This window comes from Pseudomonas sp. LBUM1653 (assembly GCF_059716115.1).
Genome location: NZ_CP166803.1, coordinates 154,762 through 170,329, shown reverse-complemented (window position 1 = coordinate 170,329; position 15,568 = coordinate 154,762). Strand labels below are relative to the sequence as shown.

The window sequence follows — 15,568 nt, the reverse complement described above, 5'->3', positions numbered from 1 at the left end:
TTCTCAGAATGTCCCGCCTGACTTGATCCGAGGGAATGCAATGCGCTTGATAAGGAGGTCTGACAGGGGCTTGCTACGTGTCGAAGACCCGTATGTGGCCGCCCGAAAAGTTAGTAGCGCCCTGATGTGCGGGAGGCATTCCCTGCAAGGGCTGGTTGAGCTTCAGCGAACTACCTGCATCACCCAGGACAGCGAGATTATCGAGGCGGTCAGGAGAGGGGATTGGCTGCTGGTGTCAGACATCCCCATCCGCTCCGGCGGCGGTTACAGGCCCAGTCCAGCGCCCGAGCCTGAACTGGTCTACATCCGCCCCAAAGAGCCCTGGCCGGAGCCAAAGCCCCGCACCGACCGGGTGTTTGCCAAGTCCTGCGCCTCTGGAAACTGGTGCAGCACCAAACCCGGTACAGCCAGCGTCCCCGTCTCAGACTTTGGCAAGGTCATGCTGGTGGCGCCTATGCTTGCCCTCTCTTCAATCGACGCGATTAAACTTGCGGTAGGCTTCGACGCGGTGCTGGGGCGCACAGCCGGTAGCGGCATCCTGCAACACGGATTCAGGTGGGCCATGCGCGGCAATCCTACCGGGGTGTTCATTGCGGGGATGCTCCCGACCCAGATGGGCGACGGGACGCTCTACAATGACGACGATCTGCGCCAGGTAAGCCACGCACCTACCCGTGTCCGCTTTCAGTTCCGCCGTGATGCCGAAGGCGTGATACAGGTCTATGGCATTCATACCGGCCCGTCCGGGGACGATTCCGTGCGCACGGTGCAGGTCAAATGGAATGCCACCAAAACCGTGCTCGAAGCGGATTTGAACGGCATCACTATTTTGTGGACACCCAGCGGACCGCTGGCCATCCCGCCTTTGGTCCACCCTGAGCAGCGCAGCAGCGATCCCATCATCCTGGTTCACCCCATACCGGAAAACACAGACTCGGTGATCGAGGTTTATCCAGGTGGCGAGGACGTTGAAACCGACGACTGTATTCTGGTGTTCCCGGCAGACACCGGGCTTAGCTCGCTGTACCTGGTATTTTCAAAACCTGCTGGCGGTGGCGATATCAAGTATCACCCTGCCCCCAAAGGGCTAACGGCTTTCCCTGACGCGGTGCGTGACAGTCCAAAATCTAGCGTCCAGGGGGGAGGAAAAAAACGCAGTCGCTGGAAGGATCGAAAAGGCCGAATTTATGAGTGGGACAGCCAGCACGGAGCGGTTGAGATATACGATAAACAGGGTAAGCACTTAGGTGAATTCGACGCTGAAACTGGCGATATGAGAAAACCGCCGAAACCAGGCCGTACAACACCAAAATAAACAGAGAAAAGTCATGTTCTTAGAAATCACAGGATTCCTTGCAAGCGGGAGCGAAGAAAGCTCGATTAAGTTTGAGCTGGACATCGCTCAGGAGTATGAGCAAGCAGTTATGGATGTATTGGGTTGGGAAAGCTTAGCGGCGGAGGCTGATGGGGAGCTTCCACTAACGAGCGAGCAAGTGCAGCAAATAGCTGAAGCAATCAATGAGCAATTGCCGACGGAGCTAGACCTGTTCATCGGAGTACGGGCATAGCGGAATGAATGCGAGAGTGTGACAAAGTACAGCGCCAGCGATTTGCCCTCGTCGAGTGACGCTAGCCTGACACCAGTTCGGAACAGATCGCCGCTGGACGCACTCACTACACCCGATCTGGAGCGCTTCGCGCTCCCCGATTTAAAATCGGGAAACCCTAAGTGGATCTACTACTGCGTTTCGAACGCGACTTTGGCAATTACTCGACTGCCACCGCTTCAAACTGAGGCAGTGCCGCGCAGTTGGTCACGTGAGCGCATCTGTACGTGGTTACGCCTCCAATTCGCTAGGCGTGTGCGTCTTGAGCCAGTCGGCTAGGGCGGCATTCATACGTGTTTGCCAGCCGGGCCCCGAGGCCTTGAATTGCGCCAGCACGTCAGCCTCAAGCCGGATCGTTATCCGCTCGCGCACTACGTCCGCCTTGGGCCTGCCGCGACGAACACGTCGATTGCCTTTGAATTCGTCGGCGTGCTTAAAGAAGGTATCGGTGAGTTCCGGTGCATCGTCTGGATCAACCCAGACGGCTTCGGTATTGGGTTTGTTCGCGCTCATTGGCTTTCCTCATGGAGATGATGCGGCGAGCGAGGCTATTTGCATGGATTTACTGTATGCACACTAAATCAATCATGCAAGGTACTGCGTCATGACACTATTAGGGGCGCGGGTAGCGCCCCAAACGAAAAAACCGCCGAAGCGGTTTTTTCATTCTGTCGTCCAGTCAAACTCGTCGTATTCATCATCCTCGTCGTCCTCGAATTCTTTCTCTTCAAGAACGTCTTCTTCCTCAGCATTACCCTCTTCCTGCTGATTCAGCAGAAAATCCTTACGACTCTCGGTTATTGCCCGCCGTAATTCCTCACCCTTTTCCGGGCAGTTGAGCATTTGGGCGATGCGGTCGATTTTTTTTGTCACGGCATCCTCCAACGCATCGACTTATGGCCTGATAGTGCGCGCTTTCGGGCCTTGATGCCAAATCGTCGAGCGTTGTGCCGGTCAGTTTTTCTGCAGGTCCTTGAGTCGGGCGTTGAGGTTTTCGTCGGGAAAGCGTTTGTGCAGGTCAGCCAGCAGTTTATCGGCGGCTTGCCTGTGCCCGGTTTTTTGCAGGCGAAGCACTTCGCGCAATTGCTCGTCCAGGGATTTCACCGTGGCCGCGGCACGCTTGCTGGCTTTGGCTTCGTCCATCCTGTCGGCACTGAAGGATTGTTCTTGCGCTGGGGCCACCGATTCCGCCATTGGCGCACCAGCCGGGGCTTTCAGGGAACGGGCCAGCGCTGGCGGCGCTGCTTCGGCTTCCTGTTTGGCGACCGGTGCAGCAGGCGCGAAGTCGTAGCTCGGCACTTGCTCAGGTGTGCGCTGTACCAGCGAGAGCATCAGCGCGATGCCGACGAGGCTGGCGAATGCCACTTGCCAGCGGGGTTGCTGGCAGGCGCGAATCCAGCGTTGCCACAGGCCTGGCTTCGGCGCGGGCACTGCGCTGCGCGCGGCGGACAGGATCAAGGCGTCGAGATGCGCCGGTGGTTCGCCGATGGCTTGCTCGCGGTAATGTTCGAGCGCTTGGTGATCCGTTGTGTGCTTGGCGTCAGTCATGTCAGTACCTCCTCGGCCAGCAGCCGACGCAGTTTTTGCTGGGCGTAACGCAAGCGGCTCTTGACGGTTTCCAGCGGTGTTTCGGTGAGGGTGGCGATCTGCGGTAAATCGAGATCGCTGTAGGCGCGCAGCAGGAACACTTCGCGCTGGTCGGCGGGCAAGGCTTGCAGGGCGGCTTCAAGTCGCTGTGTGTCGCGGCTCAGGCTCAGCAGCTGCTCAGGATCGGCCGCCTCGTCGGCCAGGGCATGGGTCTGTTCGTCGTAGCTGTCGTGCAGCGGTTGATGGACGCCGTGTTTGCGCCAGTAATCGATCAAGCGGTTGCGGGCAATCTGGTAGAGCCAGGTACGAAAAGTCGCCCGACCTTGTGGCTGACTGCCGCTGCGGATCAAGCTCAACCAGGTTTCCTGATAGACCTCCTCGGCGAGTTCAGCTCTGCCACTCAACCCTAGCAGGAATCGGTACAAGCCCTGTCGGTGGCGCGCGTACAGAATCTCGAACGCCGCGCCGTCGCCCTCGCGATAACGGGCCAGCAGCGATTCGTCGCTGCTGGCCTCGGTGCTGCTTGCGGGTGCAAACAGCTGGCTGATGAACCCTTTCAATCGGCTCACTATTCAATCCGTCGTTCAGTGGCAGTTGGATTCGACGCCGTGGTGGTACGCAAGCTCTGCGCCAGTTCCACCAATTGTATGAACTCGCTGCGCAGGCCGAAGCGGTCATCGCCCCGGGCGCCACGAGCCAGCGCTTCGGTGTCTTTGAGGCTGAACTCGCCGGTGTAGCGTCCGTCCTTGAGCTGTTGGGAAAACGCTGCCACTGCCGCTGCAAAGCGTAGGTCATCGCTGGCTTTGCCAGTCGGGGAGTCAACGATTGGACGCTCGATCAAGCGACTGTTCCCACCTTCCGGCAATTGATAACGCACACGCAGCATCGCCAATTCGCCATGCTTTTCGGAATCAGCGGCGCCCGTTTGACCGTAGCGCAGTGGCTCAAGCCAGCCCTTCTCACCCTTGGGGACAATTTCGTACAACGCCGTCACAGTATGTCCTGCACCGATTTCACCGGCATCGACCTTGTCATTGCTGAAATCCTCACGTTTCAACGCACGGTTTTCATAACCCAGCAGGCGATACTCGCTGACCTGCGCGGGGTTGAACTCCACTTGCAGCTTGACGTTTTTCGCCACGACGGCAAGGGTTGAGCCGAGTTGATCCACCAGCACCTTGCGCGCCTCACGCAGGTTGTCGATGTAGGCGTAATTGCCGTCGCCGGCATCGGCCAGTTGTTCCATCAGGTGTTCATTGTAGTTATCCACACCGAAACCCAGGGTGGTCAGGGATACGCCAGTCTTGCGTTTATCCACAGCCATTTGCTTGAGGCTGTCGAAGTCGCTGACACCGACATTGAAGTCACCGTCAGTGGCCAACAGAACGCGGTTGATGCCCTTGGGGATAAACGCCTGTTGCGCCTGTTGATAAGCCAGTTCGATGCCCGACGCTCCGGCGGTGGAGCCGCCCGCGGTCAATTGGTCGATGGCTGTACGAATCTTCGCTTTTTCCCGTCCGGAAGTGGATTCTAGTACCACGCGTGATTCCCCGGCATAGACCACCAACGAAACCCGATCCTGTTCACGCAGTTGATCGACCAGCAATTTCAGCGTGCTTTTTACCAGCGGCAGGCCCTCGCGGCGATCCATCGAGCCGGATACGTCTACCAGGAACACCAGGTTCGCCGGAGCCAGTTCCGCGACCGCGCGGTCCGAGGCCTTGATGCCGATGCGCAACAAGCGCGTATGCGGATTCCATGGGGACGCTGCCAGTTCCGTGGTTACACCGAAGGGCGAGCCATCGGTGGGCAAGGCGTAGTCGTAAGGGAAGTAGTTGACCATCTCCTCCAGCCGCACCGCCCCTTCCGGTGGCAGTCTTCCTTGGTTGAGCAAACGGCGGACGTTGGCGTAGGCGCCGGTGTCGACGTCGGCGCTGAAGGTCGAGACCGGCACTTGGGCGACGCTGTGGATCGGGTTGTCTGCCAGAGCCTGGTATTGCTCACGCTGCTCGTCGCGATAGCCCTGTGGATAAGCTTCGCCTGCGGGCATCGGTGCAAAACTGGTCATGGGCGCCGCGCGTACGCTGCGCTTGGCCACCGCAGCATCAGCCATAACGATTTCATGTTGCACCAAGGCTTCGGATTTCAGCTCAGCCTGGGCCGGTGGCGGTATCGCTGCGGACTCAGGTTTCGAAGAAACGCCGCAACCGGCAATCGCTAGCAACAGCCCGGCAGCAAAACCCTGGGCAGCGGGGCGCAAAAAATGCAGAGGAAGGGGTTGCAGAGGAAGGAGCATGGGGCTGACCTCAGGAGGAAATTGATCCATTCATCCTGTGAGACGGACAGCCCCAACGGTTCGGGTTAACCGTGCGAAAAATATTCAGCGGTGATAACGCCGCACCACGCTGCTGTTTTTCAGCACATGGCCTTTTATTTTTTCCAGGAACTGCGCACGGGTCAGGCCGGCGGGCAGGGCATCTGGTGCCAAATCCAGGGCGTAGAGCTGGATGATGTAATGGTGCGCGCTGTCGCCCACCGGCGGGCAAGGACCGACATAACCGGTGGTGCCTTTGCTGTTAGTGCCGCCCACGCCTTCCAGTGCGGATTTGGCACCGACACCGGCCGCAATCTGATGGGTGGTTGCCTTGATACCGTAATGAACCCAATGATCGACGCCCTGCCCTTTCTGGCCATCCGGGTCGTGCATGACGATGGCGTAGCTGAGCGTGCCCGCAGGACCGGCGTTCCAGTTCAGCGCAGGCGACACATTGTGCCCACCGCAACCCTGGGCATCGCTGGCGGCGGCCGATGTGAACAGTCGGTCATCCGATACGCCTGGGATGTTCAGGGTGAAACGCTCCTGAGCCGCCTGTGCCGGAAATTGCACGCAAAGGGCGACTGCTACGGCCGCTAGCCAAGGGGTCAGAGAGGTCAATCGGGTCATACCGGGAGCACCTTGTGCGGTTGGGGCCGAGGTCGGCGAGCAAACTATAGCCGGACCGTTCGCGCGGTGGCAGTGGGAATTGGATGAACCTCGAGATAAGGACCAGACTCTTAATTGAAACGCCGGTCTGGAGAGCAATCATGACCCTGCATCGCGTTGCCCGTCTCGCCGATATCCCCGAAGACCGTGGTCTGGAAGTCAGCGTCCAGGACAGCAAGATCGTCCTGCTGAAAGTCGGCGATCAAGTGCGCGCCTATCAAGGCGAATGCCCGCATGCCGGAGCGCCTCTGGCCGAAGGCGCGCTCTGTCATGGGCGGCTGACGTGTCCATGGCACAAGGCGCAGTTTCGGATCGAGGACGGTGGGTTGTGTGAGCCTCCCGCCCTGGACAGCCTCAAGCGCTACCCGCTTGAAGTGCGTGACGACGAAGTCTGGGTTGGCGATCAGCCGCTGCAGGACGCCCACACCCCACCGGCCGATGACGAGCGCACCTTTGTGATTGTCGGTGCGGGTGCCGCGGGCACGGCGGCGGCCTCGGCCCTGCGCGAGAAAGGTTTTGGTGGTCGGGTGCTGCTGATCGACCGCGAAGCCGGCGCCGGGTACGACCGCACGGTATTGAGCAAATTCGTGATTGCCGGAGAGATGCCGCCGGAAGAAGTCCCGCCCCTGCGCGACGAAGACTTTTACCGCGAGCAAAGAATCGAGCGAATGAACGCTGAAGTGGCGAGCCTGGATGTCGCCAACCAAACGCTGCAACTGGTCGACGGCCAATCGCTGAAATACGACGCCGCTTTGCTGGCGACAGGCGGCATCCCCGATTCACTGCAACTGCCCGGTGCGGACCTGCCGCAGGTGTTCGTCTTGCGCTCCAAAGCGGATGCGCAACAGATTCTGCACACCGCCAAGGCTGGTCAGCGCGCGGTGATCATCGGCGACAGCTTCATCGCCATGGAGTCCGCCTCGTCCCTGCGCCAATACGGCCTGGAGGTCACCGTTCTGGCCCGCCATCCGGTGCCTTTCGCCAAACAGTTCGGCGACAGCGTCGGCAAGGCGATTCTGGCCCTGCACGAGGCCAACGGCGTGGTGTACCGAACGGAGGGGCAGGCCGCGCAGATCGAAGGAACGACGCGAGTCGAAGCGGTGCGCCTGGATAATGATCAGCGTCTACCGGCGGACCTGGTGCTGGTCGGGATTGGCGTCACCCCGGCAACCGCAGCGTTTGCCGATCTGCCGAAGGAACAGGATCAGTCGCTGCTGGTCGACGGAGGGATGCGCGTAGCCGATGGACTCTGGGCGGCTGGCGATATCGCGACGTTTGCACTTAACGGCCAGCCCCAGCGCATCGAACACTGGCGCCTGGCGCAACAACAGGCGCGGATCGCGGCGGCGAACATGCTCGGTGGCGATGAACATTATCTCGACGTACCGTATTTCTGGACCTGGCACTTTGGCAAAAACTACGACTACCTTGGCCACGCGCAAGCCTGGGACGAAGTCGAGTTCAAGGGTGACCCCTGCAACCCGCCCTTTATCGGTCTGTTCGGCAAAAACGGCGTGGTGACGGCGGCCGTGGCCTGTGATGAAGAGCGTACGATGGCGATGCTCGCCGAACGCATGAAGCAGCCGTTGCCCGTGGACGAGGCGTGGAGGTTGATCCGCGGTTGAAGTGCACCTGTAGGAGCCAGGCTTGCCGGCGAACCAGACGACGCGGAATGCCTGCTGCACCGCGTTATCGTTCTTCGCCGGCAAGCCTGGCTCCTACAGAGGGGTTGTGTTTAGGGCTCCTGGACTACGCCAGGACCACTGAACTTGCTCATCACGAAGTCGACAAACTCCTCAACGGTCATTTTCTGGCCGTTGAATTGCACTTGGTTATTGGCGTAGTGCAGTTGGGTGACGACGTTGTTGCTGTCCAGTTTCGCCAATTGCGAGCCGACTGCCATGCTGCTGAACATATCGGCGGTAGCGGTGGCCTGATCGGCGATGAGCTTGGCGTCGGTCTGGCCGTCAATTTGCGACTGCACGGTGAGTATGTCGACGAGCATGGGCTTGGACACTTTCAGGTTGACGTCCAGCAGCGCGATCATCTGGCGGACCAACTGGTCGGCCGGCAGGTCGATCGATTGCGGCTTGGTCAGGTCAAGCACCAGGTTGGCGCGGCTTTCGCCATTGGCGGTGTTGAACGACAGGTTCTCCAGAGCCACCTGCGGGCCGGCCGCCAGTAATTGTTCCAGGCCGGTTTTAAGCTGCGCTTCTTCTGCTTCGGTCAATTTCAGCTCGGGGGCCGGTTGACCGGCCTCGACAGCCTCGGCGGCGGCCTGCTCATAGGGCTGTAATTTAGTCTGGTAAATCTGCATCAGCGACAACGTCGCCGGGATGTCGAGGTTCTTCAGGCTCATGGCAAGCTGGGCAGAACCCACGGCCTTGCCGTTCAGGGACACTTCAGCAATCTTGTAATCGGCGCGCCCGGAAGCACTGGTGCCTGATTCCTCGGTGTGGTTCTTCATTTCGAAGTTCTTCAAGCCCAGCACTGACTGCTTGGGGCCAAAGGTGGTTTTGCTGTTGGTCAGCTCGACGGTGTTATCGCCGGTGTAGTAACCGTAGGTGCTTTTTGTCAGGTTGCTGGCCAGGGTAAGGCCACTCAACTCGACCTGCACCGGTGCCTGGTCTTCGGAAACGGTGGTCAGCTTCAGGCTGTCCATGTAGCCGTCGGCCTTGACCTTCTGCGCCTGGGCGCTGGCCGCGACATCAACCTTCAGACCGGAAAATTTCAGGCTGGACTTGTCATCCAGTGCAGTTTCCAGCGGCAGCAATTCAAGCGTGCCGGTGGTGGAGTTGTCGTAGCCAATATTGACCACGCCCTTGAGCGGCGAAGCGTCCTTGGTGGCGGCGAACCATTTTTCCGTAAGCGGGGTCTTTTCCAGTTCATAGTGACTGGTGGCCATGACCGGCAACCACTTCAGCGATACCAGGCGCGAGAACGGCAGCGGACCGTGTTCGATGTGGTCGGTAAACAGCAACTCGACCGGTGCCTCGCCGAACATTTCGCCTTCACCCTTGAGGCGGTAATGCGCAGTGCTGCTGAATACATGGCGTTCCAGGGACACCAGCTCCAGCGAAGCCGTGCCTTTGTAACCCACCATCGCGGCCTGCAGTTGCTTGTTGGCATCCGCCAGGGAGGTGTTGAGCACACCTTCGATTTTGGTGCCGGTGAACCAGGCTCCGCCGGCGCTGATTGCACCAATGGCGACAACAATTCCCAGGAGCACGCCTGCTGATTTATTCATGAATGACCCGTTCAATGTCCGTTGTTGAAGGTGTGGTCGTCTTCCCTGAACCCATGACGGGTTGCGGTCACGACTGCGCTGAAAGTGGGGTGCAGATTAGCATCAGGCGCGATGGGCGGCCCAATGGTTAACGGTGAAAAAGTGTCTATGGGAATTCAGAGGTGAGAGTTTTAGAGCTCAATCGATCGCCTTCGCGAGCAGGCTCGCTCCCACAGGACAAATGCATTCCAATGTGGGAGCGAGCCTGCTCGCGAAGGCGTCAGTCCTGCCAGACAAAATCAGGAATACTGCACTTCAATCTCATCAAGCTGATGATCAAAGGTTTTCAGCCGCGCCGTCCAGGTGTAGATCAGCACTTCGAAATCCCGGTTGATCACCGCCCCACCCGTCACTTCCTCGCGCGGGTCGCAGAAGTCCAGTTGATAGCGCTCGCGGGCCATGGCGTTGGCGACGTCAGCCAGCTCGCGGGCATTGTTGAGCCAGTGCCGACCGTCGTCGGCCACTTGTTTGTCCAGCTCAAGGCACTGTTTTTTCAAGGTTTCGAGGCTTTTTTCCAGCGGCGTGCCCGTGAGCTCGCCCATGACTTCCTGAAAGGTCCTGCCCGGTTGCCAGTAGCTGCCCCAGAAATACCGGTCGAACACCGATTCAACACGCCGTAGCGCCACCTTGGTGTCCCAGATCATCACCAGGGTCTTGCCTTGTTCAAGCTGTCTTTTTTTGATTCGCTGCCCCTGGACCGAAGCCCAGGCCACCACCGCAATGGACATCACGGCAATCAACAGTGCGACGCTGTCGAGGAACGTCAGCGCCTTGTCGATCTGGTGAGCCAGCATGATGCCGTAGAAATAGGTCGCCGTAAGCAGCACCAACGCCACAACGGCGCACCAGAAGCCGAGAGCATAAGGGTTTTTCATTATTGGTTTCCCCATGACCTGCGCATGCCTTGTGCGAATCCAGGGCGCTTTTGCACGAACGCCCTTTCAACACTTCAAAGCATAGCAACGGCCTCAGGGTTTGCCGGAGTTCGACGCTTGCGTTCGTCCGCTTTCCCAACCACCGCCCAGGGCGAGGAACAAATCGATCTGGCTGACGGCAACCTGAGTGTTGGCAGCGGCCAATTGCGCGGTGACGTCGATGTAGGTGCGGGTCGCCTGCAGGTCCGCCAGGAACGATGCGCGGCCGGCCTGGAAGAAGCGATGGGTCTGGTCCGCGGCCAGCTTCGCCGACTGCTCGGCGTCCGCCAGGGCCTCACGGCGTTGCAGCAAGGCGGAGTACTGGGCCAGGCCGGTCTGGGTTTCACGAATAGCGTTGAGTACCACGCCATCGAAATGCGCCAGCGTGGCCTGGGTCACTGCTTCAGCCTCGCGAATTCGTGCCCGGGCGCCGTTGGTCGGCACGTTCCAGGTCAGGGACGGGCCGAAGCCCCAACGATTGGTAGCAGGTTCGCCCAGGTTTTCCAGGATACCGACCGTGCCGATGGTCGCACCGATGCGGATGTCCGGGTACAACTCACCGGTGGCGATGCCGATACCTGCAGTCGCGGCCGCCAGTCGCCGTTCGGCCTGGCGGATGTCGGGGCGGCGCTTGAGCAGCGATGCACCGTCACCCACCGGTACCAATTGCGTGATTTTTGGCAGTTCGGCACAGCTGTCGGTGCCGGCCGGTAGTTGATCCAGCGGCTTGGCCAGCAGCATCGACAAGCGGAACAGCCCGGCCTGACGCGCCGCCTCATAGCGTGGCATATCGGCGCGCAAGGATTTGAATTGAGTTTGCGAACGGGTGACCTGGGTTTCGTCGCCACGCCCGGCATCGCGCAAACGCTGGATGAGCGTGGTGCTCTGGGCTTGCAGGTCGAGGGAATGCTGGGCGATTTCCCGCTCCTCGTTGGCCGCGCACACCTGGGTGTAGGCCCGGACCACATCGGCCACCAAGGTGATGCGCGCCGTATCGGCAGCCGCCTGGGTCGCGTCGGCATTGGCCTTGGCCGCTTCGATGCCGCGCTGCAGGGTGCCGAACAGGTCGAATTGGTAGGACGCGCTGATGCCGATATCGCCGATGTTGGCGACCGGCACCTTTTCCGGCTGCAAGAACGCTTCACCGGATTCCTGCAAGCGCTGGGCGCCCATCTTCACCCCACCGCTCCAGCCACCCGCTGCCTCGGCCGCGTCGACCTGAGCGCGAGCCCGCAGCAGGCTGGCGGCCGCTACGCGCAAATCCGTGTTGGATGCCATCGCCTGCGGCACCAACTGGTCGAGCCGCGGGTCCTGATACAGGCGCCACCAATCGGCAGGCACCGGCGCCGAGACCACCGGCTTGCCGCTCACCGCCAGTTCGCCCTGCAGGTCTTCACGGTGGATGGCGGCTTCGTCCGGCAAGTGATAATCCGGACCGACCACCTGACACGCCGACAGCAGCAAGCCTAATCCGGCGATCGCCAAACCCGAGGCCTTGCTCATTGCACCGGCTCCCGGTTCTGGTCGTCGATGATCGATACCGTGGCGGTACGCCCGGCGATCATGCGGAAATCCTCAGGGACCTCATCGAAGGCGATACGCACCGGAATCCGCTGGGCCAACCGCACCCAACTGAAGGCCGGATTGACATTGGGCAACAGGTTGTTGCCACTGGTGCGGTCGCGGTCTTCAATACCGGCAACAATACTTTCCACATGGCCGCGCAGGCGCGCGTTGTCGCCGATCACCCGGATGTCGACGCTTTGGCCGATATGGATGCCGTTGAGTTTGGTTTCTTCGAAATAGCCGTCGATATGGAAAGAATTGCTGTCCACGACGGACAACACCGGCCGCCCGGCACTGACGAATTCCTGGGTTCGCGGCGCGCGGTCGTTGACGTAACCATCTACCGGACTGCGGACGACCGAGCGATCGAGGTTCAGTTGCGCGCTGTCTACCGCGACCTGGGCTTCCATCAACGCCACTTGTGCGCGGGCCACCCGTGACTGGCTTTCTTCCAGTTGCTCGCCCGGCACCAGATTGCCAAGGCCCTTGTTACGCTTGGCTTCGCGCTGGGCCTGGGCCAGGGTTTCCTCGCGGTCTGCGACCGCCGCTTTCGCCTGGCGCAGGGCCAGTTTGAAACGGTCCTGGTCGATGCTGAACAGCACCTGGCCGCGCTTGACCAACTGGTTGTCGCGCACTTGCACTTGCTGGATCAGCCCGGACACATCCGGCGCGATCTGCACGATGTCGGCCCGGATGTGCCCGTCACGGGTCCAGGGCGCGAACATGTAATACATCACCATGCGCCAGACCACGACAACGGCGAAGGTCACGATCAACAGGGTCAAGACCACGCGACCGAGGGTCAAAAACGGTTTTTTCATGTCATCAGGTATCGACTGAGTGAGTCCACGGCGCCAAGTAGCAAGGCGTAGAGAGCCACGTTAAACAATGCCCGGTGCCAGACCAGACGGTAAAAGTGCAGGCGCGTCAGCACCCCGTGCACCAACAGGTACAACACATAGGTAATGCCCATCAGCACCAGCAGCGTGGGCAGGAACACCCCGCTGATATCCAGATCACCGATCATAAAGGCGCTCCATCGATGCCATGGGGAAGCGGTTCTTCGGGCTCGGCAGAACCGACGAATTCGACGCCGGGCAACAACGCCAGGCGCAATCCGCTCAAGCCGTGCAGCAGGTGCAGGCGGGTTTCTTCATCACCCGCGCCGCCCAATGCTCGGCGGGTGCGATCGAGGGTCATCAGCAACGGGCTCGGTGCCGGCAGGCGTTCGCCAGCCTTGAGGCAGGCCTTGAAGTATTCGCCGACCTCGGCCACCACCTGGCGCAGCAACGCCTGCGGTGCGCCGTGAACCCGCGGCGTATAGGCCAGCAGGTCGAGCAGGTTCAGCGCCACACGAACTTCGCGCAAGGCGATGCCGGTGTCCTGCCCGGTCACGGCCAGGCGCGGCAAATGCTGCATCAGTCGATCCAGTACCTGAACGCCCAAGCGCCGGTGATCGGCCAACGAGGCCGGCTCGGTGAGGCTGACAATGTCACGCCAGGCGAAACGGGTCAGGCGCTTGGCCGCCAGCTCGGCACCGAACGGCCGGGCGATCAGGGTCCAGACGAACGCGAACAACAAACCGATCGGACCGGCCAGGTTGGAGTTGACGAAGCTGAGGAAATCCGCGTCGTAGGCGCCCTGAATACTGATGAACGACGAGGTGTTGACCAGGGTCAGCAACATGCCCAGGTAAAACTGCGGCTTCACCGTCAGTGTGCCGATGCAGATGAACGGCACGGCGAAGGCCAGCACCAGCATCGGGAAGTCATGCAGGTTGGGCAGGACGAGAAACAGGTACAGGCTGGCGAACACCACCGACATCGCCGTCCAGAAAAAGAACCGGTAGATCTGCGGTGCCGGGTCGTCCATCGAGGCAAAGAAGCTGCACGCCACTGCCGCCAGAATCACTGCACTGCCGCCATCGGTCCAGCCCAGCAGAATCCACAGCACCGAGGCGACAATGATCGCTGCGACGGTGGAGGCGGCGGAATAGAGCATCAGGCCACGATCCAGAAAGGGGGTCAGACGCCCTAGGCGCCAATGCCGATAGACCGCGCGCCAACTGTCCTGGCTTTCGCACTGGATCGCGTGTTGCAGGCTGCGGCAGTCCTGCCACAAATCGACCCACTCGCCGAGGCGATAAATCGCGTTGGAGAACAGCAGTTGCTTGCGATCATCCAACACTTCGGCATTGGGTTGCAGCGCTTCGAGTTGTTCTTTGAGCGCTTGCCAGCGCTCGAGGTCAGCGTTCTTGTGGTCGAGCCATTCAGTGGCGGCGGCCAGCAATGGCGCGAACTTGTCCACAAGCTCAGGGGTGCGCCTTTCCAAAGCGTAGAGCGCATCCTCCAGGGCATCGATCACCGGCAACAGGTGAATCATCCGCCCGCGCAACTCTTTGGTGTTGCGCACCGTTTGTGGACGCGCGCCTTCATGGGGCAACTGACCGATCATCAGTTCCAGGGTATTGAACGTGGCAACCATCGAGGCGCGAAAGGCGCTGACTTCCTCGGGCTGCACATTGCGGCCGAGAAAACGTGCGCTGTAAGTCGACGCGTCGGCAAACCATTTGCTCACCGAATCGTTGAACACCGGGGCCAGCCGTCGCGGCCAGAACATTGCACCCACCACCGCAGCGACGGCAATGCCGAGGAAGATTTCTTCGGTGCGCGCTTCGGCCACGTCCCACACAGCCAACGGGTTATTCACCACCGGCAGGGCGATCAACGGCAAGGTGTAGCCCGCCAGCATCAAGGCGTAATTGTTGGCGGTGCGCAAATGCATGGACAGAAACAACAGGATCCCGGTCCATAGCGCCACGACCACCACCAGCACATAAGGACTCTGGACAAACATCGGCACGAACAGGACAGCAGCAGCGGCGCCAAGAAAAGTGCCGACCGCACGGTACAACGCCTTGGAACTGGTCGGCCCGACAAACGGGCTGGAAACGATATACACCGTGGCCATCGCCCAATAAGGACGCGGCATTTGCATGAGCAGGGCGATGTACAGCGCGATCATCGAGGCCGCGAAGGTGCGTACACCGTAGAACCAGTCCCGTGCCGTGGGCATACCGGAAAAAAAACCGATCAAGGGTTGGCTACCGGCAAATGACTGGCTGACTCGAAGGCCTTCAACACGCGCAGCGTCGCTTCAAGATCTTCCTGACCGATTCCTTCGAGTACTTCATGACGCAAACGCACCAATTCGACCTCAACGGCTTGCACCAGGGTCCGACCGGTATCGGTCAGGCTCAGGCATTTGGCGCGACGGTCCTGGGCATCTTCGGTGCGGCAGACGTAGCCGCCATGGCACAACTGATCGAGCAATCGCACCAGAGACGGGCTTTCCATCCCCGCCGCCTGCGCCACCGTCACCTGCCGCACGCCCTCACCCAAGCGCCCGATCATCAGCAGCGGAACGGCACAGGCTTCGGAGATTCCATAGTTGGCCAGGGTGGTCTGGCAGATTTTGCGCCAGTGCCGGGCGGCCACCACCATGGTGCTACTGATGTTCATTTGCAGAGCGTCGAGGGAATTCGGCACGGAGGAAAATACACACTGTTAGTTTGCTAACTATCAATATCGCATTGAGAGGGATTTCTCGTCAAGTTTTGAAACAA

16 protein-coding genes are annotated in these 15,568 nt (G+C 60.2%); 3 read left to right on the top strand and 13 right to left on the bottom strand.

Annotated features, from left to right (window positions below; translation table 11 throughout):
- The first annotated feature begins 70 nt into the window (after positions 1–70).
- Positions 71–1,315 (top strand): S-type pyocin domain-containing protein, encoded by a 1,245-nt coding sequence (locus ACA054_RS00805; RefSeq protein WP_497687776.1) that lies wholly within the window; start codon positions 71–73, stop codon positions 1,313–1,315.
- A 13-nt stretch (positions 1,316–1,328) separates the two neighbouring features.
- The gene (locus ACA054_RS00800) at positions 1,329–1,568 is read left to right on the top strand and encodes a pyocin S6 family toxin immunity protein (RefSeq protein ID WP_497687775.1); all 240 of its coding nucleotides are present in this window, start codon (positions 1,329–1,331) and stop codon (positions 1,566–1,568) included.
- Between the two features lie 270 nt (positions 1,569–1,838).
- On the opposite strand, the gene ACA054_RS00795 is transcribed toward ACA054_RS00800, so the two are convergent.
- The 6 genes from ACA054_RS00795 to ACA054_RS00770 form a co-directional block, all read right to left on the bottom strand.
- On the bottom strand, positions 1,839–2,120 hold the full coding sequence (locus ACA054_RS00795; RefSeq protein ID WP_497687774.1) for a BrnA antitoxin family protein: 282 nt from the start codon (positions 2,118–2,120) through the stop codon (positions 1,839–1,841).
- Positions 2,121–2,270: 150 nt separating this feature from the next.
- A complete protein-coding gene (locus tag ACA054_RS00790) occupies positions 2,271–2,480 on the bottom strand; it encodes a hypothetical protein (protein WP_497687773.1) in 210 nt (69 codons plus the stop codon).
- Positions 2,481–2,561: 81 nt separating this feature from the next.
- On the bottom strand, positions 2,562–3,155 hold the full coding sequence (locus tag ACA054_RS00785; RefSeq protein WP_497687772.1) for a hypothetical protein: 594 nt from the start codon (positions 3,153–3,155) through the stop codon (positions 2,562–2,564).
- Entirely contained in the window at positions 3,152–3,733 is a 582-nt protein-coding gene (locus ACA054_RS00780) for an RNA polymerase sigma factor (RefSeq protein WP_497690221.1), read from the bottom strand. The genes ACA054_RS00785 and ACA054_RS00780 overlap by 4 nt, the downstream gene beginning before the upstream one ends.
- A 29-nt stretch (positions 3,734–3,762) precedes the next feature.
- Positions 3,763–5,490, bottom strand: a complete 1,728-nt coding sequence (locus ACA054_RS00775; protein WP_497687771.1) for a vWA domain-containing protein — start codon at positions 5,488–5,490, stop codon at positions 3,763–3,765.
- An 84-nt stretch (positions 5,491–5,574) separates the two neighbouring features.
- Complete coding sequence (locus ACA054_RS00770; protein WP_497687770.1) at positions 5,575–6,138, bottom strand: YbhB/YbcL family Raf kinase inhibitor-like protein; 564 nt, start codon at positions 6,136–6,138, stop codon at positions 5,575–5,577.
- 140 nt (positions 6,139–6,278) lie between these two features.
- Here ACA054_RS00770 and ACA054_RS00765 point away from each other — a divergent pair, with 140 nt between their 5' ends.
- A complete protein-coding gene (locus ACA054_RS00765) occupies positions 6,279–7,802 on the top strand; it encodes an FAD-dependent oxidoreductase (protein WP_497687769.1) in 1,524 nt (507 codons plus the stop codon).
- Between the two features lie 110 nt (positions 7,803–7,912).
- Here ACA054_RS00765 and ACA054_RS00760 read toward each other — a convergent pair whose 3' ends face one another.
- The 7 genes from ACA054_RS00760 to ACA054_RS00730 all read right to left on the bottom strand — a co-directional run bounded on the left by ACA054_RS00760 (position 7,913) and on the right by ACA054_RS00730 (position 15,464).
- Positions 7,913–9,424: a YdgA family protein gene (locus tag ACA054_RS00760; RefSeq protein ID WP_497687768.1), complete on the bottom strand. Its 1,512-nt coding sequence runs from the start codon at positions 9,422–9,424 to the stop codon at positions 7,913–7,915.
- Positions 9,425–9,702: 278 nt separating this feature from the next.
- Positions 9,703–10,338, bottom strand: coding sequence for an NADH:ubiquinone oxidoreductase subunit N (locus tag ACA054_RS00755; protein ID WP_497687767.1), 636 nt, complete (start codon positions 10,336–10,338; stop codon positions 9,703–9,705).
- Positions 10,339–10,431: 93 nt separating this feature from the next.
- The gene (locus ACA054_RS00750) at positions 10,432–11,880 is read right to left on the bottom strand and encodes an efflux transporter outer membrane subunit (RefSeq protein WP_497687766.1); all 1,449 of its coding nucleotides are present in this window, start codon (positions 11,878–11,880) and stop codon (positions 10,432–10,434) included.
- On the bottom strand, positions 11,877–12,764 hold the full coding sequence (locus tag ACA054_RS00745) for an efflux RND transporter periplasmic adaptor subunit (RefSeq protein ID WP_083349976.1): 888 nt from the start codon (positions 12,762–12,764) through the stop codon (positions 11,877–11,879). Before ACA054_RS00745 ends, ACA054_RS00750 begins: the two co-directional genes overlap by 4 nt.
- Positions 12,761–12,970, bottom strand: coding sequence for a DUF1656 domain-containing protein (locus ACA054_RS00740; protein ID WP_008059581.1), 210 nt, complete (start codon positions 12,968–12,970; stop codon positions 12,761–12,763). Before ACA054_RS00740 ends, ACA054_RS00745 begins: the two co-directional genes overlap by 4 nt.
- On the bottom strand, positions 12,967–15,039 hold the full coding sequence (locus ACA054_RS00735; protein ID WP_497687765.1) for an FUSC family protein: 2,073 nt from the start codon (positions 15,037–15,039) through the stop codon (positions 12,967–12,969). The genes ACA054_RS00740 and ACA054_RS00735 overlap by 4 nt, the downstream gene beginning before the upstream one ends.
- Positions 15,036–15,464 (bottom strand): MarR family winged helix-turn-helix transcriptional regulator, encoded by a 429-nt coding sequence (locus ACA054_RS00730; RefSeq protein ID WP_497687764.1) that lies wholly within the window; start codon positions 15,462–15,464, stop codon positions 15,036–15,038. Before ACA054_RS00730 ends, ACA054_RS00735 begins: the two co-directional genes overlap by 4 nt.
- Positions 15,465–15,568: the final 104 nt, after the last annotated feature.